This window comes from Nocardia goodfellowii, from assembly GCF_017875645.1.
Classification (GTDB): Bacteria; Actinomycetota; Actinomycetes; order Mycobacteriales; family Mycobacteriaceae; genus Nocardia; species Nocardia goodfellowii.
Genome location: NZ_JAGGMR010000001.1, coordinates 3,389,685 through 3,412,588 on the forward strand (window position 1 = coordinate 3,389,685; position 22,904 = coordinate 3,412,588).

Annotated in this window: 20 protein-coding genes and 1 pseudogene; 13 read left to right on the forward strand and 8 right to left on the reverse strand. The window is 64.0% G+C overall.

What is annotated here, in order from left to right:
• Window positions 1-95 precede the first annotated feature (95 nt).
• Window positions 96-335, forward strand: a complete 240-nt coding sequence (locus BJ987_RS15390) for a hypothetical protein (RefSeq protein WP_209889978.1) — start codon at window positions 96-98, stop codon at window positions 333-335.
• A 565-nt stretch (window positions 336-900) separates the two neighbouring features.
• Here BJ987_RS15390 and BJ987_RS15395 read toward each other — a convergent pair.
• Both BJ987_RS15395 and BJ987_RS15400 read right to left on the reverse strand, forming a co-directional pair.
• A complete protein-coding gene (locus BJ987_RS15395) occupies window positions 901-1,062 on the reverse strand; it encodes a hypothetical protein (protein WP_209889981.1) in 162 nt (53 codons plus the stop codon).
• Window positions 1,063-1,089: 27 nt separating this feature from the next.
• Window positions 1,090-1,578: a DUF6973 domain-containing protein gene (locus tag BJ987_RS15400; protein ID WP_209889984.1), complete on the reverse strand. Its 489-nt coding sequence runs from the start codon at window positions 1,576-1,578 to the stop codon at window positions 1,090-1,092.
• A 264-nt stretch (window positions 1,579-1,842) separates the two neighbouring features.
• Here BJ987_RS15400 and BJ987_RS15405 point away from each other — a divergent pair, with 264 nt between their 5' ends.
• Window positions 1,843-2,595 carry a hypothetical protein gene (locus tag BJ987_RS15405; protein WP_307869619.1) on the forward strand — a complete coding sequence of 251 codons (753 nt, stop codon included), beginning with the start codon at window positions 1,843-1,845 and terminating at the stop codon, window positions 2,593-2,595.
• Between the two features lie 62 nt (window positions 2,596-2,657).
• On the opposite strand, the pseudogene BJ987_RS15410 reads toward BJ987_RS15405, so the two are convergent.
• Window positions 2,658-3,080 (reverse strand): annotated as a pseudogene (locus BJ987_RS15410) (transposase); the annotation flags it as partial.
• 495 nt (window positions 3,081-3,575) lie between these two features.
• On the opposite strand from BJ987_RS15410, the gene BJ987_RS15415 reads away from it, so the two are divergent.
• Window positions 3,576-3,899: a hypothetical protein gene (locus BJ987_RS15415; protein WP_209889990.1), complete on the forward strand. Its 324-nt coding sequence runs from the start codon at window positions 3,576-3,578 to the stop codon at window positions 3,897-3,899.
• A gap of 205 nt (window positions 3,900-4,104) precedes the next feature.
• Here BJ987_RS15415 and BJ987_RS15420 read toward each other — a convergent pair whose 3' ends face one another.
• Entirely contained in the window at window positions 4,105-5,748 is a 1,644-nt protein-coding gene (locus BJ987_RS15420; protein WP_209889992.1) for a PIN domain-containing protein, read from the reverse strand.
• A 591-nt stretch (window positions 5,749-6,339) separates the two neighbouring features.
• On the opposite strand from BJ987_RS15420, the gene BJ987_RS15425 reads away from it, so the two are divergent.
• A complete protein-coding gene (locus BJ987_RS15425; protein ID WP_209889995.1) occupies window positions 6,340-7,176 on the forward strand; it encodes a hypothetical protein in 837 nt (278 codons plus the stop codon).
• Between the two features lie 220 nt (window positions 7,177-7,396).
• On the opposite strand, the gene BJ987_RS15430 is transcribed toward BJ987_RS15425, so the two are convergent.
• From BJ987_RS15430 to BJ987_RS15445, 4 genes are all read right to left on the reverse strand, one after another.
• The gene (locus BJ987_RS15430; protein ID WP_209889999.1) at window positions 7,397-7,750 is read right to left on the reverse strand and encodes an RICIN domain-containing protein; all 354 of its coding nucleotides are present in this window, start codon (window positions 7,748-7,750) and stop codon (window positions 7,397-7,399) included.
• A 1,194-nt stretch (window positions 7,751-8,944) separates the two neighbouring features.
• On the reverse strand, window positions 8,945-9,373 hold the full coding sequence (locus BJ987_RS15435; RefSeq protein ID WP_209890002.1) for a hypothetical protein: 429 nt from the start codon (window positions 9,371-9,373) through the stop codon (window positions 8,945-8,947).
• Window positions 9,374-9,811: 438 nt separating this feature from the next.
• On the reverse strand, window positions 9,812-11,191 hold the full coding sequence (locus tag BJ987_RS15440) for a carboxylesterase family protein (RefSeq protein ID WP_245365977.1): 1,380 nt from the start codon (window positions 11,189-11,191) through the stop codon (window positions 9,812-9,814).
• A 120-nt stretch (window positions 11,192-11,311) separates the two neighbouring features.
• Window positions 11,312-11,974: a TetR/AcrR family transcriptional regulator gene (locus BJ987_RS15445; RefSeq protein ID WP_307869620.1), complete on the reverse strand. Its 663-nt coding sequence runs from the start codon at window positions 11,972-11,974 to the stop codon at window positions 11,312-11,314.
• A gap of 362 nt (window positions 11,975-12,336) precedes the next feature.
• Here BJ987_RS15445 and BJ987_RS15450 point away from each other — a divergent pair, with 362 nt between their 5' ends.
• The 9 genes from BJ987_RS15450 to BJ987_RS15490 all read left to right on the forward strand — a co-directional run bounded on the left by BJ987_RS15450 (window position 12,337) and on the right by BJ987_RS15490 (window position 22,805).
• Window positions 12,337-13,491: a VOC family protein gene (locus tag BJ987_RS15450; protein ID WP_209890004.1), complete on the forward strand. Its 1,155-nt coding sequence runs from the start codon at window positions 12,337-12,339 to the stop codon at window positions 13,489-13,491.
• Complete coding sequence (locus BJ987_RS15455; RefSeq protein WP_209890007.1) at window positions 13,488-14,426, forward strand: fumarylacetoacetate hydrolase family protein; 939 nt, start codon at window positions 13,488-13,490, stop codon at window positions 14,424-14,426. Before BJ987_RS15450 ends, BJ987_RS15455 begins: the two co-directional genes overlap by 4 nt.
• Window positions 14,423-16,315, forward strand: coding sequence for an acyl-CoA synthetase (locus BJ987_RS15460; RefSeq protein ID WP_209890010.1), 1,893 nt, complete (start codon window positions 14,423-14,425; stop codon window positions 16,313-16,315). The genes BJ987_RS15455 and BJ987_RS15460 overlap by 4 nt, the downstream gene beginning before the upstream one ends.
• Window positions 16,312-17,910, forward strand: a complete 1,599-nt coding sequence (mhpA, locus tag BJ987_RS15465; RefSeq protein WP_209890013.1) for a bifunctional 3-(3-hydroxy-phenyl)propionate/3-hydroxycinnamic acid hydroxylase MhpA — start codon at window positions 16,312-16,314, stop codon at window positions 17,908-17,910. Before BJ987_RS15460 ends, mhpA begins: the two co-directional genes overlap by 4 nt.
• On the forward strand, window positions 17,910-19,112 hold the full coding sequence (locus BJ987_RS15470; protein ID WP_372446939.1) for a cytochrome P450: 1,203 nt from the start codon (window positions 17,910-17,912) through the stop codon (window positions 19,110-19,112). The genes mhpA and BJ987_RS15470 overlap by 1 nt, the downstream gene beginning before the upstream one ends.
• A complete protein-coding gene (locus tag BJ987_RS15475) occupies window positions 19,109-19,306 on the forward strand; it encodes a ferredoxin (RefSeq protein WP_209890016.1) in 198 nt (65 codons plus the stop codon). Before BJ987_RS15470 ends, BJ987_RS15475 begins: the two co-directional genes overlap by 4 nt.
• The gene (locus BJ987_RS15480) at window positions 19,303-20,454 is read left to right on the forward strand and encodes an NAD(P)/FAD-dependent oxidoreductase (protein ID WP_209890019.1); all 1,152 of its coding nucleotides are present in this window, start codon (window positions 19,303-19,305) and stop codon (window positions 20,452-20,454) included. Before BJ987_RS15475 ends, BJ987_RS15480 begins: the two co-directional genes overlap by 4 nt.
• Before the next feature lie 512 nt (window positions 20,455-20,966).
• Window positions 20,967-21,629: an amidohydrolase family protein gene (locus BJ987_RS15485; RefSeq protein ID WP_245367042.1), complete on the forward strand. Its 663-nt coding sequence runs from the start codon at window positions 20,967-20,969 to the stop codon at window positions 21,627-21,629.
• A 291-nt stretch (window positions 21,630-21,920) separates the two neighbouring features.
• Window positions 21,921-22,805 carry an alpha/beta hydrolase fold domain-containing protein gene (locus BJ987_RS15490; RefSeq protein WP_209890022.1) on the forward strand — a complete coding sequence of 295 codons (885 nt, stop codon included), beginning with the start codon at window positions 21,921-21,923 and terminating at the stop codon, window positions 22,803-22,805.
• Window positions 22,806-22,904: the final 99 nt, after the last annotated feature.

The following is a 22,904-nucleotide window of genomic DNA, read 5'->3' on the forward strand; positions in this document are numbered from 1 at the left end:
ATTGGGAAGCTGGAGCGCTCTCCGCCGGCTGCTGTTCTGTTGAGATCAGGAGCTGAATCCAAAGGGGAGACAGCAGATCTCGCGGAGACACGGGAATGACTCAGGAATCTCGCGATACCGACCGTAACGACAACCGGCCCAGCAGCACTTCGCGCTGGCCGTGGCGAGCCCCCAGCGGTTTCGGTGAGGCGGTCCTCGCCGGTGTAACCGCCGGTCTGATCCTGCTGGCCGGCGGCAACGTGGTCAAGAACATCGACATCGACGTCGGCGACTGCGCCATCGTCACGACCGTGTACAGCGCCACGTTCACGGCCGCGCTGCCCAGCGCCTGCTGAAATCCAGTCAAGCCGGGATTGGCGAAGCGCAGAGTCCGAGCAGGGGTTCCTCCATGACGGAGGCCCCTGCTCGGTTTTCGACACCTCGACAGATGCGTCAGTCGGTGCGCAGTTCCAGGCACACGGCCTGGTGGGCGGCAGCGGTACAGCGGGACCGAGTCCATCCAGTTGCGCTCGCGCCCGTCCTCGGACTCCAGGCGCACCAGCGGCGAGTGTCGACCACGACCGCGACCAGGCGCCCCGCTCTCCCCAGCCACCGCGAGGACGTCCAGCGCCGCGGGCTCGGCGTGGTCGTGGCCGGTGGACAGCAGTACCTCGCCGTAGCGGTCGGTGCGGCGCTCGACCGCGGGCCGTGCCAGCACGCCCGGCTGATCTTGTGCCGGCCTCGCCCCTTCCACTCGCCTGCCCGGACCCGCCGATGCTACCGCCCTCGCCGTTGGCGGCCCCGGCGTTTCAAAACACGCCCTGACCTCGCTCGTGCCGAATCCGGCGGCGCTCTCGCAATCGCGAACAGGGGAGGCGGGTACGCACCGTGCTCACGGCCCCACCGCAGCGCGGCTGATCCTCACCAGCTGGCGTCATCGAGTTCGAGCATCGGAATCTGCCCAGCCCAGCGCGCCAGCGCGGCACAGTCGGCCAGCTCCAGCAGCTTTCCGCGGTGCTCCGCGGTGACGTGGGCGCCCCGCCGATCGTGCGCTTGCCCGTCCTCCGTGCAGGGCGAACCCATGGCGGACCTTGACCACTCTGGGCCCGTTTAGTAGTTGCCCTTGATTCCGTCGAGACCGTATAGCGCGTGAGCCCTAGCCTTACTTTCGCACTCGCTTAGTACGTATCCCCACTGATCGCTTGTTCCGGAACTGACGGCTGCAGCACCTATCCCGGAGCCGATGAAATTATTCCAATCATCCATCTTGTACTCGGATTCGGGGCCATTCGCGTTCTCCTCGTGGATCATTCCGACTGTATAAGCCTCGGACTGACCGAGCCTTGTCGCGACGGCCCCGATCCACGCGCAGTGCCGGAAGGCATCACTCATGTCATTGCGGCCGTTGCGTCCGAACTTCCATTTCGTTACGTTCTCGGCCCAGGTTTTCGCGTCGAGAACGTGCACGCAGTTCGCCCCGTAAAGAACCGAGCATTGTGAGGCGTCGGCAAGATCGCTTCCTAGGTCTGCTTTGGCCTCGCCGGTACCTTGAACCCCGCCGATCGAGGCAGCTAGCGCCACGAGCACTCCAGCGCCCATAACCCGAAGCCGATGCAATGTAACCACGATGTCGCCCTTCTCAGGAGTGTGACGCCCTCAGCTGACTCAAACCGTTCGCCTCGGCGTCATGCGGGTCAGGAGCCGGTTGCTGCTGACTGCCCGTCGCGAGAACCCCCCGAGGTTGCCGCGTAGTCAGTGTACAAGTAGTCGCACCCATGGTGGAGCTGATCGCAGCGCTCGTGCCCCTGTGGTCATCTAACCTGGAGGTTGGAGCGTATTAGTGTCCATACGGACAGTAGTAGTGTGCGTGACGATAGCAAAGGTGGTGTGCAGATGGTCGGCACCGAGAACGGCTTCATGGAGTATCTACAGCTTCAGGAGGGTGATCCGTCGCTGGTGACCAAGTCCGAGCTGATCGCCGCAGTTCGGCAAGCCGGCTACCGGCTCACGACCCGCAAACTGGCCTTCTATACAGCCGAGGGATTGGTTCCTCACAGCGTTCGCGTCGGATCGCACTCGGGGGTCTACCCGAGAGTGGTCGTCGATCTGATGAAGTGGATCCTTCGGGCCCGGGACGCGCACGTGAGTACGTCTGCATTGCGAGAGCTGATGCCGGTGTGGCGCTTCTTGATACGTGTTCGCGCGGCGGGGGTGCTCGACATTGCCGAGCTGGAACTCGTTGCCCGCCAAAACGTTGCCTCTGTGGAGGGCTCGATCAACGTACCGAGGTTGGTCATCGATACGCTCGGGCAGAGCATGGATCGCGAGATAGAGATCCTCTATAAGGCGGATGCCCGTGGTAGTCGATTGCGCAAGCGATCGAGTGCTCCCGACGCCACCCTAGGCTTCGCGATCGTCAAGCCCGCAGACGAAGTAGGGGACTCGCAGTGGTTCGCAGCGACTCGAATCGCAATCGCGCCATTGCGAACCTATGCCAGCGAGTCGGCCAGTACGGTCATCCTCGGCGCGAAGCCGAACGAGAAACTCCCTCCCGACCCAGGTGAGATGATCGCTGCACACATTGAATATGCAAAGGCCGAGAGTGCGACTCCCTGAGTAGAGGTTCCCGTAGAACTGGCGAATTTCGGTCGGATCTGAGACATCCCAGCTTTAGAATGTCAAGCTGCGGCCGGTGTGTGTTGCTGGTGCGCCGCCCAGGCAGTGTCCTCGTCGTAGAGCGATCTTGTTTTGAGGCAGCCGCGCAGGATGCCGACGAGACGGTTGGCGACATGGCGTAGCGCGGCACTGTGGTTGAGGCCTCGGGCGCGTTGCTTGTCGTAGTAGGCGCGGGCGCCAGGAGAGGCTTTCAGTGCGCAGAACGCCTGGGTCAGCAATGCGTCGAAGAGGCGGTCCTGGTGCACGAACCGGGCCACCACGACCTTCGATTTGCCCGATGCGCGGGTGATCGGGCTGTTCGCGGTGTAGTTCTTGCGGGCTTTCGCGCTCGCGTAGCGGATGTGGTCGTCTCCGAATTCGGCGAGCACCCGGGCCCCGAGGATCTGTCCCAGTCCTGGCTGGGACTTGATGATCTCAGCGTCCGGGGCATAATCGAGTTCGACGAGAACGAGTTCTCTGAGTCCATGTGGGGGGCGCACTTCGACGTTTCGTGGGCCGAAGGCGATCTGATCGTGAGGGCTGGCGCCATCGCCAGTGTGCGCGATCAGACGGGTATCGAGCTCGAATGCGGGCATCAACAACCGCCCTTCGGATTAGCCAGTCTTTCGGACTGGAACGTCCGCTTCTGCCGCAGAGCGCGCAAGTTGGGTGCACAGCGGCGGAGGCTGGATGGGTGGCAAGCGCCCTACTGCCACCCTTGCCGTCCGTCTGGCGATGGGATTTCGTCCTCAGGGGTCGAACCGAAACTGATCGAGGACTCGTGGGTCGCCGGTAGGGGCGTTGGTGAGGCGCCAGGTGTCGAAGTCGCTTCGGCGGTAGCGGGATACGGCGGGGACGAGACGTATTTGTGGTCTCTCCGGGTCCATCCACCAGACGAGGAAGTCTGTGACGGTCCCCTCGATGGGCCATCTGCTTGCGTCGTGGGGAAGCAGCAAAACATCGACGAACCCGGCAACGGGCAGGCCCAGATCGATGAAGATGCCGATAGCGCCCGGCCGTGGGACCCGAACGACAGTTCCGGTCAATCGTTGCCCGAGAACAAGGTCGGCGCGCACTCGATCCCAGACTTCCGGGTGATTTCGGAGGTGATCCCAGCTGTAGGGAGAGGACAGGAGATTCTCGTTGTTCTGTTCGGGCACGCCGGTGAGTTTATTCACGGTGCTCAACTGGCGGAGTTCGTGCACTTGGTACTTGCGTGGTTTGCACAACGTCCGCATCTGCCGATTACACGATGTTTCGTATGACTGGCGACAGGCAGGGAAGCCTGGTTGAGGCTCAGTGGTCAGGCTGATGCCGGCCCACATGCTCGGTGGCGCGAAATCTCAGCAGTCGGAAAGGTTGTCGTCCGGGTCTTCCTACTGCGTAGGGAATGCCGGCAGCCGCACCGAGAATGGTGCAGTACTTCGAGCCGGGGCCTGGCACGGAACCCTCGAAGGTGTCATTGGCTTTTCAGCTGTCGGACTTCTCGCCGCGGGGCCCCTTGCCGTTGGGGCGCTTCTTCTTCCCGCGCTTCGCGGGTTTCCCGGAGAGTCCGGCGGGCGGATCGGGCGCATCATTATGGCTCGGATCCTGCGCCGGGAGTGAGGCCTCGCCGGGCTCAGGTCGGCTAGGGTGCGGGCGACGATCCTTTTCGCCTGGTTTGCCCGGCGTGGCCGTGTCTTCCTTCGGCGCCGCCTCGGAGCGTGTTTCCTCCCCGGAGGATGTCTGATCGGGGCCAGACGACGAAGGAGCCACCTCGTCGATGGACTCCAGGCTGTCCAGCCGAGCATTCTCAATGGCCTGGATCAGCGACGGCGTATGGAAGTTGCCCTGAGTACCCCACGCCGCGCGCAGAATTCCGGCCCTCAACTCCGGACTGATAAAGTCCATCGCCATGCTGGGAGGCACGACGCCCGCCAAGTTTGCTGCGATCCCCGGAATCTCGAATTTTGGAAGCTGCGGCGTGATCGACTTTAGGATCGCCACACTGGCCTCTGGTGTCAGGAATCCCGAGAACCTACTTCGCCTCAACGCCTTCGCGCGACGCTCCCACGCCGCCAGCATCGGATCATCCGGCAGCGCCGCGATGCGGGTGATCGTGAAATGAGTTGCGACATCATCGGATCCGATCGTAATATCTCCGCTCACTTGGAGGGTCTTGGTGAGCGCGGTGGTCGACGCATCGGTGCGGTAGACGTTCAAGTCGACGTCGGCGTCCACGGTGAACTGTGCGGTCCAGACGTCCGCGCCCCGACGCGCTGCCTCTTCGAATACCCAACTCCCGGCGCCCTCGCACGCAGTGGCCGCGTGCGCGACCGCGCCCACCGCATTGAGGTCCAGAGCGGCGTCGCGTGCACTTGTCCGCACGCCAGCAATGGCCTGGTTCAGCCGATCATCCAGCGCCCGCTGATCAATGCGGGACACGAGCTTTTCCAGTGCCTCGCCTTCGATCGGGGCGAAGTGGGCAGCGATGTTCTGTTCGAGGCGCTCCAGGCTCGTCACGTACTGCACACGGTCGGTCAGTCCGAGCGCGTCCAGTTCAGCGGCGAGCTTCTCGTGGAACGGGATCGGACACTTGTTGCGGGTTTCTTTGGTCCACTTCTCATCGCTGGGCCCGAAATCGCCGGTGTTGTTGGAGACGAACCACACCTGCTGGTCTGAGCGTTCAGCCGCGACAGCAAGCAAGGTGTGCCAGATGACAGCATCGCGGAAGCCATCGACTGCTTCCTTGCCGCCGTAGGGCGGATCAACGAACACCGCGCGGCGCACGATGTCCATGTAATCGATCGGTGGCGGTGCGACGATTTCAGCGCCAAGCTCGGCGAGCCGGCCACGTAGCGACTGCTCGTAGTTCTCGCAGTAAGCCGCGATGGTATCGGCCATCTCCTTTTGGAGGTGACCGACAGCGAACTGTCCGACCTGCAGCTCATCGACCGCCGTCTGCGTGTTCTCCCAGTGCTTGCGCATCATATGCACGGTCTCGACGATGACGACCTCGGGCACGATGAGCTTAATTCCCCACTCAACGCGGTGGTCGGCAAGCGACCGCCAGGCCGGCGCACGAAGCATCGGGGAGCCACGAAAGATGTTGGTGTCAACCACAATGACGGGCACGGCGGCAATTGTTACCTACAGCGCCGCCCTGTCTCACACGGGGTGCGTTCTCGATCGCCTCGCACCGCTGCTGGACTGGTCGCGCTCACGCTGTCTCAGATCTAGCTCGATACTCACACCTTGTCCCAGCTCCATGTTCAGCGCCTGATCCGGGTCGCGCCCACCCAATAACCGTCAAGATCATCCACGCTGTGTCGATACCGGGAGCGATGCTCAACACTATGGTCCAAAACACCTGAGCGAGGCGCGCGGCGGACAGACCCTGTCTACTGGAGAACAACACACTGGATTGCCGCTGAGCGCTCGGCCGGCGGAGGAGATCCGCTGCGGCTCGGACATCCTCTTCTGCCGACGAGCGTGCTTCCGGGATTCGAGTTCGCCGGGCACTGACCCGGTACCGGCTGTTGCCGGGTCGTGACACCGTTTGGACTCCTATGGCGGTGATCTTGTGACAAATTACGAGCCGTTGGTTTGCTGGTTCAGATAGGAGGGACGACTGATTATGCGGACGATAGCCACGCTTGCCGCCTTCGCCTTTATGGGGGCAGCTACCGACGCAGGGCTGCGGGTCTCGACGGCTGGAGTGCGACGATGACACTGATGCTGGAGGGACGCGCTAACCGCAAGCCTGCCGCCGGTGCGGGCCGACACGACCGGTGTCACCGGTTCCGAGGTGGTGGCCTCGTACTGGCTATGGCCGGTGCCATGACTGCGCTATTTACCAGCGTTGCGCCCGCGGCCGATGCCATCCCCGTCTCGGTGTTGGCTCACACGCAGAAATCATCCGCGAGTGCGGCTCCGCTCACGGGTGCGGGGCTCACCGTCGACCTCGCCGCAGCGCTGGACTTGGAAAGCCAAGGCATCACAGCCAACGCCGGCAAGCCTGCGCAGGAGGTGGACGGCGGTATCCAACTTCCAGTTGATGAGGGCGGCAGCAAACTCCAGTACGAAAACAAGCGGATCGTCGGTGGCACGATCGTGCTCGACGGCGCTATCGAACTGGCCAAAGGTGAAGAGAAGCTGACGATTTCGAGCATGAAGTACGACTTCGAGTCCGGTGCACTGACCGCTACTGTCGGCGACGAACCCGGGATGGCCTTCGGCGCGGTGATAGCTCATGACAATGTCGAGGTTGTTCTGCCGGGAGAGACAACGAAGGCAACATTGAAACTCGCCAACCAGGGCATCAAGCTGGATGCCGGTTTCATCGCCGCTGTGGACAAGGCTTTCGGAACCAACCTGTCCACCGACATCGACACCGACGCCGGGATCGACGCAAACCTGGAGGCGGACGTCGATCTGGCGAAAGGCAACGAACTCAACGCCGACCTGATCGTCGCGCTCGGCTTGGACTCAGACATCGACCTCGACGGTGGCGTTGAGGGGCTGCAAGGAGCAGTTCTCGACCTCGATATCGACCTGTTGTAGATGGGAACGAAGTGTCGCCGGTCTCGCCGGCGGTCCAAATTCTCTGCGATTGAAAACATCCTGTAGCGCCGACTATCGGTCGTTCGGTAACGGCATTCGCCAATCAGCAGCGCGATCTCGTTTCACTTCTGCTGCATGGACACATCCGAATTCGAGGTCGAGCCATGGGATGTTGACCAATGGTGCAACAGCGCTCAGAGCGAGTGCGTAGGTAGCTCGCCTACCTACGCACTCGCTTAGGCCGCCGGACCAGGTTCAGCCGTCGGTGACAGGCTCGAATGTCCACCGTTGGGTGTCCCTCGGCGGAATCGGGTCGCACACCCACCGACAGCGGGCCGTCGGGCTCCTGGCGAAAAGCGGTCCAGACCAGGTCTCGATCGGCCAGTTGGATGATGTACCGCCCGTCGCCGGCCTCCTCGATACACCACTTGGACAACCTCGAATCGAACTCGTAGCAGCACCGGACATCGTCATCGTCCTTGGGGTGCATAGCCCAGAACTTCGTACCCTTGTTCTGGATGGTGACACCTTCCTCGAACGGAAAGATCTCCCACCGCTCGAAGACATTGCCCATCAATTGGTCTTCGAAGGTGATTGGCCCCTGAAACGGGGAAAGCCCCCGCGTGAGTGGAAGTTCTTTGCTCAGGTGCTTCCATTGAGGATGTTTGGTGAGCGCACTGTCTCGGTGGCCGGCCCCTGCTCGATCGCATTCAAGTGCGCCCGCAGCGTTGCCGTCACTTGGTTCCGAGATATTGTGCCGACCGTCCGAACTCTCTGCGCTACAACGGTGCTCGACCAAGACCATCGCTGTCCCTGACTACGATGACGTTCGGTTCGGCTGACCAGTGAGTCCGTAGTTCGGTTGCGGAAGGCGTGGCTCCTCGATGATCGAGCACCGCCGATGTCGTCTGCCGCCGGCGTGGACCCGTTGCCGGTCGTGGGGCCGCCGACAGCAGGAATCCGCTGAAAGACCATGTGCCAGATCCGCTGTGCTTGGGCGAAATTAGGTCCACGCTGACGATTCGGCGTCCGCAGTTCCGAAGGCGGAACGTCCTGCACGGCCCGGAGCTATACCGGGCCGTGTCCAGGAACTTAGTTCAAGGTCTCAGCCGCCACACTGGCAGGGGCCGCCGTTCTGGCAGCCACACTGGCAGCCTGGTCCGCACGTGCAATCGGGCAGTTCGGCAACGTTTTTCATTGTCTGACCCTCTCTTGGCGGTGATGAACAGCTACGACGTTCGATCATCGCATCGGATTGCCGTGAGATATCGAGGAATGCGCATCTGATGCGGCGGCGCGACGCCGAGCTGAACCGCACAGCCCGCCAACCAGAGCAGCAACAACCCGATCCTTGTCGATATCGACCTTGGGCGACATTGTTGGCAGCCCGTGGTGTCGACGGGCGTGCCGCAGGGCGAACATCCTGTATTGCCGCGTGGCGCGCGGTCTTACTGGCCATACGGCGGCGCCTGGAGATCAACCGACACAGACGATCTCGATCATCCACAACGCACGATCACAAGTTCCGAACACAGAGACTTCCCACGAGCCAATCCTCAACCGCTTCGATTTGGCAATCAGATGGTCGCCGCCGCCAAATCCGAAAAGCCCACCCGCACAGCAGATCTGCGGTGTGGCGGACGTTGCCGGTCCCAATTCGGTGGGGTTCGTACGTTTTGGCCGTGGTGACGACCCGCCCCGAAACCACGCCACTTTCCCGGCCGGCGAACACCCGGCGGTATGCACTGCCGGGTGCGCGCCTTTCGGATCAGCCGATACCCGGGATGCTCGGGAGACCCGCGCTACCGGTCGACGGCTTGCCGCAGGTGGGGTTCTGATCGACGTTGACTATCTGGGTGAAGGTGGCATCGGCAGTCGGTGACTCCTGCGCGTAGATCTTGTGCTGGCCCTTCGTGCTCGGCTTCCATGTTGTGGTCGCCTTCCCGGAGGCGTCGACCGCCGGGGTATCCGGCTGGAAGGTGTCCCGGGTGCCGAGACCCTTGTCATCGGTGTCGAAGAACGACACCGCGGTACCCGGCTGCGCGGTCGCGGTGATGGTGTAGGAGCAGTCCGCGGCGTTCGGCACGATCTCGAGGTTGGTTACCGCGGCACTGGCCTGTGGCGCGCAGAGCACCACCGCGCACGACACGGCGCCGAGCGCCGTGAGCACGAAACCTGGCCGGTTGGTGACAGTCACAGTAAAAACCTTCTTCCGCAATGCTTTTCGCGACAATTGACCGTGCAAGCATGCCACACGGTAACGGCGGCCCGAGCCCATGAATTCGGGTGCTTGACACGATCGGGGGCCGCTGATCGCATCCACTGTGGCGGTCTGTCCGGCGCCCGCACCGCTGATCGTGCGTTCGCGAACGCGCTCAACTGCCGAACTGTGTGCGTCGACAAGCGTGGCTTCTCGAGATTCCGGGGCCGGCGCAGAGGTTGGTCGTTCAGTTGCGAACTATCGCATCCAGATCGGCGGTGCCGCCGATGATGGCGGCGCACAGATCGGTCAACCGCTGGCTCGTGCGTCTGGTGTGGCGGCATGGAAGGCATCGTGGCCATGCGGTGCTTGTATCAATCGGTCGGCGGCGAAGACCGACCCCTCGCTGCGGTCTGGATATCGGGCAAGACCGCCTCAATCGAACCGCAGGACAGAGGTAGGCAGGGAAGCGGTGCCAGAACGGGCGAAACCTGCCCAGGTTGCCCGCATCCGTGCTGAGAGCTCAGCCGGGATGATCTGACCGGCGAGCATCGGTGCATCGCTCCAATCTCCGCTGAACAAGAACGGCAAATCGATGCAGTGCGTTGCCCCAAAGGGTTCACCGCCCGCGGGCTCCCAGTTGAAGCGGTAGGTCGCAGCCTTTCCTCCGGCCTCGCGCCAGAGTCGAGCTACGGCCTCGGCTGGATCACCGAAGATTTTCGCGGTGACACGTCGGGAGATAGCGCGTGTGATGACCCGGCCCAGCGCGCCGAGCTTGCCGAGGCGAGCTGCTCGCGGATTCATGGCCACAAACGGTGCGGCATCGTCCTTGGTGAAGCCGATCAGCAGTTCGACGTCGGGGGCGACTTCGCGCCATGCTTGCTCGATCGAGCAAACCATCGGAGCCCGACCGATCGACGGCGCGAACGCGAGCCCGGCAACGTGACCGAAGTCCTCGGCCCTGGCCAGCGCGGCACGCTGACCCGCCAAGACCTCAGCGGTGGGGATGGTCGCGTGGTCCCCGCCCGTACGCTCGGTGAACGCTGCGAGCATCGCCGCCACCATGCGGTTGCGAGCGGTTTTCATGTCTTTGTCGAGGCGGAAGCCCAGTGGTGCGCTTTGCGCGATGACACGATGGAACAGGCCTCGCGCGGCCGGTGAAGCCGCCAGCGACAGCACCGAGTCCCCGCCTGCGGACTGGCCGAAAATGGTGATAGACGCGGGGTTGCCGCCGAAGGCGGTGATGTTGTCGCGCACCCAGACCAGAGCGGTGAGCTGGTCTAAGAGCCCCCGGTTGTCGGCTCCGCTGCCTGGTGGGTTGAGGTAGCCGAACGCCCCGAGGCGGTAGGTGATGTTGACCACGACGACACCTTCGCGGGCGAGGTCGTCGGGGTCGTATTTGGGTGCTTCCCCGCCGCCGGAGACGTAGGCGCCACCGTGGAACCACACCATCACCGGCAGCTCGGTGGCCTCGGCGGGCGCGGTCACCGACAGCACCAGGCAATCCTCACTCTGTTCGAGCTCGTAGACGATAGGCCCGGTGACGTTGTCGAGTCGCGAGGGCGACTGCGGACACGCCGGACCGCGCGAAGTCGCATCGCGAACGGCCTGCCGGCGGGCAAGCGGTTGCGGGGCCTGTAGGCGCTCCGCGCTCGCGTAGGGCACCCCGCGTGCGTGGATCAAGTCCTCGTTGCGCTCGATCCGTAGCGGACCCGCTGGGGTCTCGATCGTTGCCACTTCTGTCACTTGTACCTCGAAATCACCATAAATCCAGAGAACTTTGTCAACTTTGGGACACAGAAGATGGTCCGCCAACGGCGCTCACCGCCGCACTCTTGCGCTGATGAATAGCAAAGCCGAGAACGCCAAAAGCGAACTACCGCCGTTTCGACACCGCCGAACGAAGTGGCGGTGCTATCTCGAAGTCGCCGGACGTCACGTACGTGGTGCAGCCGTGGCGCCGAGTATGAGTGGTTCCATTGAAGGAAGGGGGCAATGGGCCACTTCGTGTGCCTCAACGGTCGGCAAACCAAACATTCGCAGCAACTGCTCCGCGACTTGATCGGTCGCGGCCCCGGCGTCGCGATCGGGATGGTCATGCAGCAACTGACCTAGGCACAAAGAAGATCCGGCGACGACCGTCATCGCGAGGTCGAGGTCGTCAACCTCGAATCTGCCGGCCGCGGCAGCGGCAGCGATATCGCGCCTTGCGCGTGGTGCCAAACCCTTGTCGGAAGTGGTCAGCATTTGCCAATTGTTGAGCAGCACCTTGCTGAGAGTCGGATCGAGTCGATGGAAGCGTCCGGTGAGTCGAAAACTTTGCGTGAAGACACGCGCAGGATCGTCCAAGCCGACCGTCAGCAAATCCAGTGCTGCGCCGTGCCGGTCGAGCGCCTCCTCTACAGCCACCCCGAACAGGTGTTCGCGGCTGTCGAAATGGTTGTAGAACGAACCCATCCCCACGTCAGCGGCCTGGGTGATCTCCAGAATAGGGGCATTCAACCTGCCAGCCGAGAGGAACGACTGAGCCGCCGCTACGAGCGCGGCCCGAGTCCGGGCCTTCCGTCGTTCCAGCCGATTGGAGCCAGCTTCGGTCACGTTTGTACGCCTCTTTCCGGGATGCCCGCCTCGCCGCGAGCGTATCGACGCTGTCAATCCTGAGGATATCGTCAGTATCGCGGCTGGTCGCGATACACCCGGCTGTGTCGGCCGACATCTGGTGACGCCCTGCCGACAGTGCGAGATCGACAAGCCGTGAACACGACTATCCGGTGTCGCCTCGACAGATGCCTTCACACTGCGCGGCGCAGACGAACCTCCGTGCTCGAGTCGGTTCGGGCGCGAAGCGTATCCGCGGCAGTCTGCAATCGCGAGACTCCGAAGTGTTGACGATTTAGTCAGAAACTCTTGACTGATGTCTTGGTCATAGGTGACGATATCGTCAGAAATAAGGAGTGAGCATGCTCAGAGCACCCACCAGCGGTGGACAAGTGGTCGACGTCCACAAGAACATGCACGTCGACCAGGGCGCTTTGCCCGGTGAACATCCAGGTCGAGCAGCGAACCCGGTCATCAAGGTGCACGACCTCGCGTGGCTGGAGTTCGAGAAGCCAAATCTGGACAAGGCTCGAGCCTTCGCCGAAGCGTTCGGCTTCGCCGTTTCGCTGCGCACCGACGGTGAGCTGCATCTGCGGGGAACAGGGCACGGCTCAATGTGTGTCGTCATCCGTAAAGGCGCGCGCAGTAAGTTCGTCGGGGCCGCGTTTCGAGCCGCCGACAGTGCTGATGTGCTGAAGTTGGCCAACGTCATCGGGCGCCGCGCCGAGAGATTGCCCGAGAGCATCGGCGGTGTCGGTGTGACATTGTCCGATCCAGCCGGACAGCCGGTACGCGTAGTCGCCGACCTCCACGAGCTCCCCGCGCTACCGGGCCAAGCCGCACACGTATACAACTTCGAACGACCGGATGCGAGAACCAACGCGACGCAACGCTCACCGATGGAGCCGGCGCGCGTCCAGCGATTGGGGCACGTGGTGCTCCAGCGCAGCAGCTATCTGGAAAATCTGGACTGGTACCTCGAACATCTCGGGTTGATCGTCAGCGATTTTCTCTACTACGACGGTCAACGGCAACGGGGCCCAGTGATGAGCTTCATCCGCTGCGACCGCGGTGCCACGCCCACCGACCACCACACCCTCGCCATGGCACTCGGCCCGGCGGACCGCTACGTGCATTCCGCCTATCAGGTCGCCGACATCGACGCCATCGCGATGGGAAGTGCGTTCCTCACCGACCGTGGCTATCAGCATTCCTGGGGGATCGGTCGCCACATCCAGGGAAGCCAGATCTTCGACTACTGGCGCGATCCCGACGGCTTCCTCGTCGAACACTTCAGCGACGGCGACCTCTTCGACGCCACCCTCGAACCCGGCTGGGCACCGATGACCGCATCCGGCCTTGCCCAGTGGGGACCACCCGCCACGAAGGACTTCCTCGGCATCGCACCCGGTCGGGAGTCTCTGCGGGAGCTGCGCTCCATCGTGTCAGCCCTGCGCTCCTCCAACGAATTCGACACCGAACGCCTTCGCGGCCTGATGAAAGTAGCGACCTCGTGAGTGTTCCTGTCCTCCGCACCGCCGACGCCTGGTGGGTGAGCCGTGCGGGCGGCGCTGTGCGTATCGACACCTCCGCAACGACCACCGCCGAACTGCTCGCAGACCGGCCTGCGGTCGACGCCGCCGTCCGCGGCACCGACCTGGTACCGATCGAATCCTTGCAGCTGCTCTCCCCGGTCACCGCGCCGTGCCGCGTCGTCGCACAGATGACGAACTACGTCTCCCACGTACGCGACTCGGGTATGAACCCCGAGACAGTTCCACTGACGTTCTTCCGGAAAGCTTCGGGATCGATCAGCGGTCCGACCGACGACATCGTCAAACCCGAGCACGTGCGACTGCTCGACTACGAGGTGGAGATCGGACTTGTCGTCGGCGCGCCGGTGCCCGTGGGCACGACGATCGATGAGGACACCGCAGCCGCCCACATCGCAGCTCTGGTCATCACCAACGATGTCTCCGCGCGTGACGTGCAGCTTCCCAAAACGCAGTTCTACGAGGCGAAGTCGTACCCCACCTTCACTCCGGTAGGCCCGGTCCTGCTCCTGCTGGAGGACGGCGACTTCGCCCGTTTCACCGATCTACGGCTGACCCTGCGTGTCAACGGCGAGGTGCGGCAGAACAGCACAGTCGCGGACATGATTTATCGTCCCGCCGCCGCGCTGCGGACATTGAGCGGCTTCCAACGCCTCGACCCCGGCGATCTGATTCTCACCGGAACCCCAGGGGGTACCGCGCTGACCGCGCCGCCGAAGGTTGTCGAAATCATCGGATCCCTGCTGCCGCCCGCTGTGAAGTGGAAGACCTTCTTCAAGCGACAGGCCTCGAATCCCCGCTACCTCCAGGACGGAGACGTCGTCGAACTGGCTATTCGAACCGACGACGGGGCGCTCGACCTCGGTGTGCAGCGAACCAAGGTCCGGTACACCCGATGACCGCCCGCGTAACGGCCGAGATCCTGTGGCCCGCCTATAGCCACCCCGACGATCTCATGACGGTCGAAGCGGTGCCATTGACCGACCGCAACCTCCCCACCAGCACCTATCAAATGGTCACCCGCGCCGCCGCACGGTGGCCGGACCGCGTTGCACTCGCCGTGCTCCCCGAAGCCGCGCAATGGCACAACCCCGTCCGCTATACGTACAGCCAACTGCGCGACGCCGTCGACGCGACCGCTCAGCTATTGCACGACAACGGCATTCGGCGCAAAGACGCTGTCGCACTGATGTCGCCGAACTGCGCCGAACTCATTACCGCCACCCTTGCCGCGCAGGCCGCCGGTATCGCGGCCCCGATCAATTCCGGGCTCGCGTCCGCTCAGATCCGGGACCTGCTGCACTTGTCGGCGGCCCGGGTCCTCATCGCCGCCGGCCCGGAACTGGACGCACAGGTCTGGGCCACGGCCCGCGATCTCGCCGCCGCAGGAGGCATTCGGGCGCTGTTCGCGCTCCGACCGACGGGGGCGTCGGATCTCGCACCCACGCTCGCACCGGTGGATGGCGTCTACGTCGCCTATCTCAGCGACGACACCGATGAGGGGCGGTCGTTCACCGGCGAGGTGCCGGCGCAGACGGATATCGCCTCGCTTTTTCACACCGGTGGCACCACCGGGGCACCGAAGCTCGCCGCCCACACCCACGCCAACGAAGTGGTGAACGGGTGGATGATCGCCGCAAACTCGATGCTCGACGACACCTCTACTCTGTTCGCGGCATTGCCGCTGTTCCATGTCAACGCTCTGGTGGTGACAGTGCTCGCCCCGATGCTGCGCGGGCAGAGCGTGGTGTGGGCGGGACCGGCGGGCTACCGCGACACGGCGCTGTACGCGGCGTTCTGGAAGATTGTCGAGCACTACCGGATCGCCGCGATGAGCGCGGTGCCGACGGTGTATTCCGTACTCGCGCAATGCCCGGTCGACGCCGACATCTCCAGCCTGCGCGTGTGCATTGTCGGGGCGTCCACGCTGCCTGCGGCGGTCCGAACAGGTTTCGAGGCGCACACCGGCGTGCCGCTGCTCGAGGGTTATGGCCTCACCGAAGCGACCTGTGCCAGCGTCCGCAGTTTCTCCACTGCGCCGCGGCCCGGCTCGGTCGGTCAACGGCTTCCGTACCAATATATCCGGGCGGTCCGCGTCGATTCCGACGGTAACTGGCACGATGTGCCCGTCGGTGACGTCGGCACCATCGTCATCAGTGGCCCGACAGTGTTTCCCGGTTACGTCGTCGGCCGCGACGAGCACGGCCCTGTCCTCGACAGTCGGGGAAAGCTGGTCGACGGGTGGCTCGATACCGGTGATCTGGGACGAGTGGACGCCGACGGATTCCTGTACCTGACCGGCCGCGCGAAGGACCTCATCATCCGCGGCGGGCACAACATCGATCCAGCACAGATCGAGGACGCCCTGCTCGCGCATCCAGACGTCACCGGTGCCGCGGCGGTGGGCCGGCCCGACCGCCACTCCGGCGAGGTTCCCGTCGTATACGTCACCGTCCGCGCCGGCAGCGTTGTTACCGCCGACACGCTGTCGCAGTGGGCGCGCGAGAACGTGGCCGAGGCGGCCGCAGCGCCCAAAATGGTGGCCATCGTCGACGAAATCCCGCTCACCGCGATCGGAAAGCCGTACAAATTGGCGTTGCGGGCCTACGCCACTCACCGCGCGACTGTCGAGGCCCTCCATACAGTCATCGATGCGGAGCGAATCGGCACGGTGATCGAGGACGGGTCTGTCGTGGCCGTCATCGAGGCGGCCCCCGATCACCACGCCGATGTCTCTTCCCGTCTCGACCAGTACCCCATCGCGTGGCGAATCGAGGTTCGATCATGACGACCGAGCACCGCCAGGTCGTGATCGTCGGAACCGGGCCTACCGGAATGACGGCCGCGTCGCTGCTCGGCAGGCACGACATCGACTGCCTGGTCCTCGACCGATGGGATGACATCTTTCCCCAACCGCGCGCTGTCCACCTCGATGACGAAGTCCACCGCATCGTCGCCGATTTGGGACTGACCGACGAGTTCTCCGCGATCTCTCGGCCCGGCGCCGGTCTGCGACTGGTCGATAAGACCTTGCGCACGATCGCCGAGTTCAGACGGGACCCCAACGTCAAACCGCACGGGTTCCCACCGGCCAACATGTTCGACCAACCCCAGTTCGAAGCGATCCTGCGCGCACACATGTTGCGGTATGCGAGCGTGGAATTCCGCGGCGGATGCGATGTCCTCGACGTGTCGAATACCCGAGACCGCGTCCGCGTCGACTACCTCGATCGAGACACCGGTTTAAGGCGCGCCGTCACCGCCGACTACGTCCTGGGCTGCGACGGCGCCAACAGTGCCGTGCGCGCCGCCATCGGATCGACGATGCAGGAACTCGGGTTCGAGCAGCGCTGGCTCGTCGTCGACGTCGCAACTGCTGACGATCTGCACCAGTGGGAGGGCACCCACCAGGTGTGTGATTCCGCCCGGGCCGCGACCTACATGCGCATCGGCGATACCCGGTACCGATGGGAGTTCCGGTTGCACGACGACGAGACGGCCGCCGACTTCGCCACCCTCGACGCCCTCAGTCCGCTCCTGAGCCCATGGCTCCCCGCCGCCGACACACCTGACTTGCAGCTGCTCCGCACAGCGGAGTACACCTTCCGTGCCCAGATCGTCGACCGATGGCGTGAACGACGCGTCTTCCTGCTCGGTGACGCCGCGCACCTGACCCCGCCGTTTATCGGACAAGGCCTGGGCGCCGGACTGCGCGATGCCAAGAACCTGGTCTGGAAACTCGCCGGTGTCCTTCAGGGTGTGCTGGACGTGAACACCCTCGACACATACGAAACCGAACGCAAACCGCATGTGCGGGCGATGATCGGACTTGCCGTGACGATCGGACGCGCCATGACCGGCGGCGGGCCCGCCAGCGACACCCTGCGTCGGCATCTCGTGCCGGTACTGGTTCGGATGCCAGGGTTCAGCGCGACAGTGACCGACAGCGCCACACCGCGCCTGTGCCGGTCCACATTCGTTCGCCGACCGGCGCTGGCCACCCGTTGTCTCGCCGGAACACTGTGCCCGAACGCGGTTCTCGATACCGGTGGCCGACTCGACGACGTCGCTCCCGACACGTTCTTGATCGTGAGCACCGTCGAGGCCAGTCCTGGGCAGCGGCGGGAGATCACGCGCCGAGGCGGTGTGATCATCGAGGTCGCGCCTACGTCGGCTCTCGGCCGCTGGCTGCGGCGCGGGCGCGCGGCGGCTGCCATCGTGCGACCTGATCGCACGGTCATGGCCACCGCAGGGTCGCTGGCGTCGCTCTACACCCTGCTCCCCACCACCATCGCGCCACGCCCGAGCTTAGACACCGCGGGGCCGGACACCGCCTCCCTATCTGAACCGGCTCGACAGCTCGCAGATCGGAGTTTGCCGTGATCCGTCGAGGTTCCGTCCCCCAGTACCGCGAGAACATCTACTCGACCGCCGCCATCCTCGACCCGTATCCGCACTACGAATCACTGCGAGCGTTGGGACCGGCGGTGTGGCTGCCGCGCCATCGGGCTTACGCGATCTCCCGCTACGCCGACTGCAAGGTCGTGTTGCTCGACGACGAGACGTTCATCTCCGGCGATGGGGTAGCCCTGAACCCACTCGCCAACCGGCTCGGGAAAGGAACCACACTCAGCAGCGACGGAGACGAACATGCTCGCAAACGAGCTGTCCTCGCCCACCGACTGACGCCGAAAGCCTTGCGGTCGATGACCGAGGCCGTCGAACGAGCTGCGGAGACGGTGGTGGAAGACGCGCTGACCAAGACCACACTCGACGGCGTCGAGGACCTGGCCGCTGCCCTTCCCCTGTCAGTGGTTCCGGACTTGGTCGGCTGGCCCCGCGACGATCGAGAGCACCTGTTGCGATGGGCGGGAGCAACTTTCAACTCACTGGGCCCACTCAACAGACATGCCGTCCGCGCCACCAAGGGCTCCGCTGAAATGCTCGCCTTCGCCCGCCGCGTCGTGCGAGACAGATCGGTACTCGACGCGAGCATGGGCCAAGAGGTGCTGATCGCCGCCGACGAGGGTCGAATCGACCATAAACAATGTCCCGCACTGATGATCGATTACCTCGCGCCGTCACTGGATACGACGATCGGCGCGATCTCCAGCGCCCTGTACTTGTTCGCACAACATCCGGACCAGTGGCAATTGCTTCGACGCAACCTCGAACTGATCCCCAACGCCGTCAACGAAGTGGTCCGGTTCGAATCCCCGCTGCGGGCGTTCGCTCGCCGCGTCGCTCGCGACGGCGTCCACGTCGGCGGAACTGCCCTGCCACGCGGCTCACGCGTGTTGGTGATCTACGCCTCCGCCAACCGGGATCCCCGGGAATGGCCCGACCCGGACACGTTCGACATCACCCGCGACGCATCCCGGCAGCTGGGATTCGGTTCCGGCGTCCACGGGTGCGCCGGCCAGGGCCTCGCCCGCCTCGAGACACGGTCGATCCTGAGCGCACTCGCTCGCCGCGTCGACCGCATCGAGTTGCGCGAAACACCACAGTGGTCGGTGAACAACGTCATCCACCGACTCGACCGGCTCCCGCTGACCCTCGTCCCCGCGACGCAGGCGACCCGATGAGGATCGAGGTGGACTGGGGACGCTGCGAGGGCCACGGCATCTGCGCCGATAAGGCCCCCAAAATTTTCCGCATCGACGATGACGGCGACCTCGTTCACGGCTACGACGGCACCGACGTCCCCGACACCGAGATATCCGCGGGCAGGTCGGCGATAGGCGCCTGCCCCGTGGCGGCCCTGCGAGAAAAAAGATGACCCGGCCCGACGCGCGGATCGTCATCGCCGGTGACTCCATCGCCGGATGTACCGCCGCGCGAGAACTACGGGCACTCGGGCACACCGGTCCTATCACCATGATCGGATCCGATCCCGGCGGGTCCTACGCCCGGCCACCCCTGTCGAAGCAGGTGCTGTCACCGCGAGCAGGCGATGCCCCGGACAGCGGTGTCGACTGCTGGGACCTGACGGACCTGGCACTCACCACGACAACCTCCGGCGCCGTCGGCGTCGACATCGTGAATCGAACGGTGATCTCGGGAGCCGGCGATACACACCCATACGACGCGCTCATCCTCGCCACCGGCGCCGAAGCCAGACGACTGGCCGCGCCAGGCCAGAGCGGTGAACTGGTTCTGCGCACCCAAGCTGACGCCCGCCGCCTCGGGACCGCACTGCGCACCGCGTCATCCGCGATCGTCGTCGGTGCGGGCTTTCTGGGAATGGAGGTGGCCAGCGCTTGCATCGCACACGGCGTCGAGGTCACCGTCGTCGACGTCGATCCGCCACTACGACGGCTACTGGGCGGCTACCTCTCGCGCGTGATCACCGAACGCGCCGACGCCACCGCGGGACTCCACATCCAGCACGCTGCCGCACCGGTCACCCTGATCGGCGATACCGTCGACGGAGTTTTCATCGACGGCACCGACCATCGCGCCGAACTGGTGGTCACCTGTGTAGGTGACACCCCCAACATCAACTGGTTGGAAGGCACCGGCCTCGCCGATTCGCAAGGCGTCGGTATCGACGGAGACTGCGCGACGTCCGTACCCACCGTGTTCGCGGCCGGTGACGTGACCTACCGACGAGACAGACACCTACCAGCGGTGAGAACCCCGTTCTGGTCCAACGCGATCGCTCAGGGCAAGGTCGCCGCCGCATCGGCGCTCGCCATCGCACCGACCTGTCCTCCGGTCGATGACTACTTCTGGACCGAAGTGCTGGGGATGTCGATAAAGATCGTCGGACCGGTGCCGCCGCACGGCGCACCGACAGTGCTCGACGGGTCCGTCGAAGCCGGCTCCGCGCTACTGGAGTGGGTGAACCAGGACGGCCGGAAGACAATCGCCGCGTACGGCAAAAAGTTGCCGATCGGCAAACTCCGGGCGCTCGCCCGGAGTTGAACCGGCCCGTCCCAACTCGGCATTCCTGCTATCGCCGCCACATCCGACAGGTACATCGATGCTCGAATCACCTGTCCCACAAAGGGTTCCACGCAAAGTTCAAATCGGCGCACGCCGATCAACGAAAGGTGTTCGAATGCTCAGTCGTCGACAGATGCTCGCGGTCGCAGGCGCCGCCTCGACCGCGGCGTTGACCCAGGCGGCCGCGGCAGGTGCGCGCCCGGAGCCGATTGAAGGTGTGATCGACTTTCATTCGCACTATCTGCCCGACTTCTATCTGCAGGCCACACGCGACGCTGGAATAGTGTTCCCCGACGGCATGCCGTCCTGGCCGCAATGGTCGGTGAGTTCGCACCTCGAGTTGATGGACACCCACGGGATCGACACCTCGATCCTGTCGATAACCTCACCCGGAGTGCATTTCGGTGATGACGCCCAAGCTGTCTCATTGGCTCGGCGAGTCAACGACCTTCGCCGCCCGGCTTATAGCCGACCATCCGGGCCGATTCGGCATGTTCGCAGCACTGCCACTTCCCGATGTCGCGGCGTCGGTGGCCGAGGCGGTGCGCGCTCTCGACGAACTCGGCGCCGACGGTGTCACATTGCTGTCGAACTCACACGGAACCTATCTGGGCAATCTGCTGCTCGATCCGCTGCTGTCAGTGCTCGACGAGCGCGGCGCCCGCGCTTTTGTGCACCCGACCGCTCCCCCCGACGCGGCGAGTGTCACCCTCGGGCGTCCGGTACCGATGCTGGAATACCTCTTCGATAGTGCACGCACAGCAATTGACATGGTCATGCTCGGCCGTATCGACCGATTCCCCCGCATTCAGTGGATCTTCAGCCACGGCGGAGGCGTGATGCCTCTGGTGGCGGACCGGGTCGACTTCTTCCGAGCACAAGCCGGCCTCGACAAACTCGGTGGCAGCGGCGCGGTCGACGCACTGAGCCGATTCTGGTACGACACCGCAGGTACTCCCTTCCCACGACAGTTGCCGATACTGGCCGACATCGCCGGGACGGACCAGATCGTCTACGGCAGCGACTACTGCTTCACCCCTGCACCAGCAGTAAGCGCCCAAATCTCATCCATCGGTGCAGCCGCCGGGCTCGGCGGCGTCGAGGACTGGCACGCATTGACCGCAGCGAATGCGGCTCGCCTACTCCGGCGATGAATAACGATGCCCCATCCTGGGTAGAGTCCGATTCCCGGTACGAGTCGAGTTTCTTCGCTGGGAGGTTCGCGTCCGGTCGCCCGCGGCCGTGGGAGTCGTCCACCACTCGCTGTCCAAGGCACGCACTGAGAACCGAGGTAGCAGGATCGCGAACCTGTCTCATCGACCACGCTGAGCTCCGACGTTCGGCCGAACCGGTGCGGCGGATGCAAACGGACACGGTTCGTCAGATGGTTCCGCCCATCGATACCAGTGGGAACACCCCTGCTATCGGCAAGTAGAGAGACCGGCATGAGCATCCGAATGGCAGTGATCGCCATGTATCTGCGACTGGCCAAGAAGCCCAAGACCGCCACCCCTGAGCGCGCGGATCGATCGATTCGGGCGGCGAAGACGCTGGCGCGGCCTCCGAGGGCAATGTGCAAACGTCACATCGTGACCCATCGCCGCGTCGGCGAGTTCATCACCTACACCGTGCGACCGCGTGAGCGCGCGGTCACCAAGTCGGCGATCTATCTACACGGCGGCGCCTATATCTCCGAGATCGTGAAGCAGCACTGGGCACTGATCTCCCAGCTCGCCGATGCCGGCGTACGGGTCGAAGTCCCGATCTATGGACTAGCACCGCAACACAGTTTCCGTCAGGCATATCCCTTGCTGGATTCGGTGTACCGCCAGCTGGCCGACGAGGTAGACGCATCGACGATCACGCTGATCGGAGATTCGGCCGGAGGCGGATTGGCTCTGGGTTTCGCGCAAACCCTGCCTCAAGAACGCCTCCGCCAACCCGGCCGGATCGTGTTGATCTCCCCTTGGATGGATTTGACGCTGTCCAACCCGGCGATCACCGAAGTCGACGACCCATGGCTGACCACGACCGGTTTGACCGCTGCCGCACAAGCATGGGCGGACGGCGCAGAACTGTCCGATCCCCGCTTGAGCCCGATCAACGGTTCGACGGCCGCCCTGGCCCCGATCGACATCTTCATCGGGACCCGCGATCTTTTCTACCCCGACGCACTGCGGGTCCGCGCGCTGGATCTACGAGAAACCCTGCGGCTCACCGTTTGCCATGGCGCTGTGCATGTCTATCCCTTGGTGCCGGCACCGGAAGGCCGCCGAGCCGCGAAAGCAATCGTCGCCTTATGCAGCGGCCACACCACTACGTCGCGATAAATCAAACATGCGTTGCTTCGCGTGCCAGCGGCGGTGAAAAGTCGACGCGATGCTAGATCGGAGCATGGTCGATCCGTCAGAACGGCAGTTGATTTCCGC

Coding starts and splice junctions, on each gene's coding strand:
- BJ987_RS15480 (WP_209890019.1), top strand. CDS start 19,303: ATGACCCGGCCCGACGCGCGGATCGTCATCGCCGGTGACTCCATCGCC.
- BJ987_RS15475 (WP_209890016.1), top strand. CDS start 19,109: ATGAGGATCGAGGTGGACTGGGGACGCTGCGAGGGCCACGGCATCTGC.
- BJ987_RS15425 (WP_209889995.1), top strand. CDS start 6,340: ATGACACTGATGCTGGAGGGACGCGCTAACCGCAAGCCTGCCGCCGGT.
- BJ987_RS15450 (WP_209890004.1), top strand. CDS start 12,337: ATGCTCAGAGCACCCACCAGCGGTGGACAAGTGGTCGACGTCCACAAG.
- BJ987_RS15490 (WP_209890022.1), top strand. CDS start 21,921: ATGAGCATCCGAATGGCAGTGATCGCCATGTATCTGCGACTGGCCAAG.
- BJ987_RS15430 (WP_209889999.1), bottom strand. CDS start 7,750: ATGGGCAATGTCTTCGAGCGGTGGGAGATCTTTCCGTTCGAGGAAGGT.
- BJ987_RS15460 (WP_209890010.1), top strand. CDS start 14,423: ATGACCGCCCGCGTAACGGCCGAGATCCTGTGGCCCGCCTATAGCCAC.
- mhpA (WP_209890013.1), top strand. CDS start 16,312: ATGACGACCGAGCACCGCCAGGTCGTGATCGTCGGAACCGGGCCTACC.
- BJ987_RS15390 (WP_209889978.1), top strand. CDS start 96: ATGACTCAGGAATCTCGCGATACCGACCGTAACGACAACCGGCCCAGC.
- BJ987_RS15400 (WP_209889984.1), bottom strand. CDS start 1,578: ATGGGCGCTGGAGTGCTCGTGGCGCTAGCTGCCTCGATCGGCGGGGTT.
- BJ987_RS15395 (WP_209889981.1), bottom strand. CDS start 1,062: ATGGGTTCGCCCTGCACGGAGGACGGGCAAGCGCACGATCGGCGGGGC.
- BJ987_RS15485 (WP_245367042.1), top strand. CDS start 20,967: ATGTTCGCAGCACTGCCACTTCCCGATGTCGCGGCGTCGGTGGCCGAG.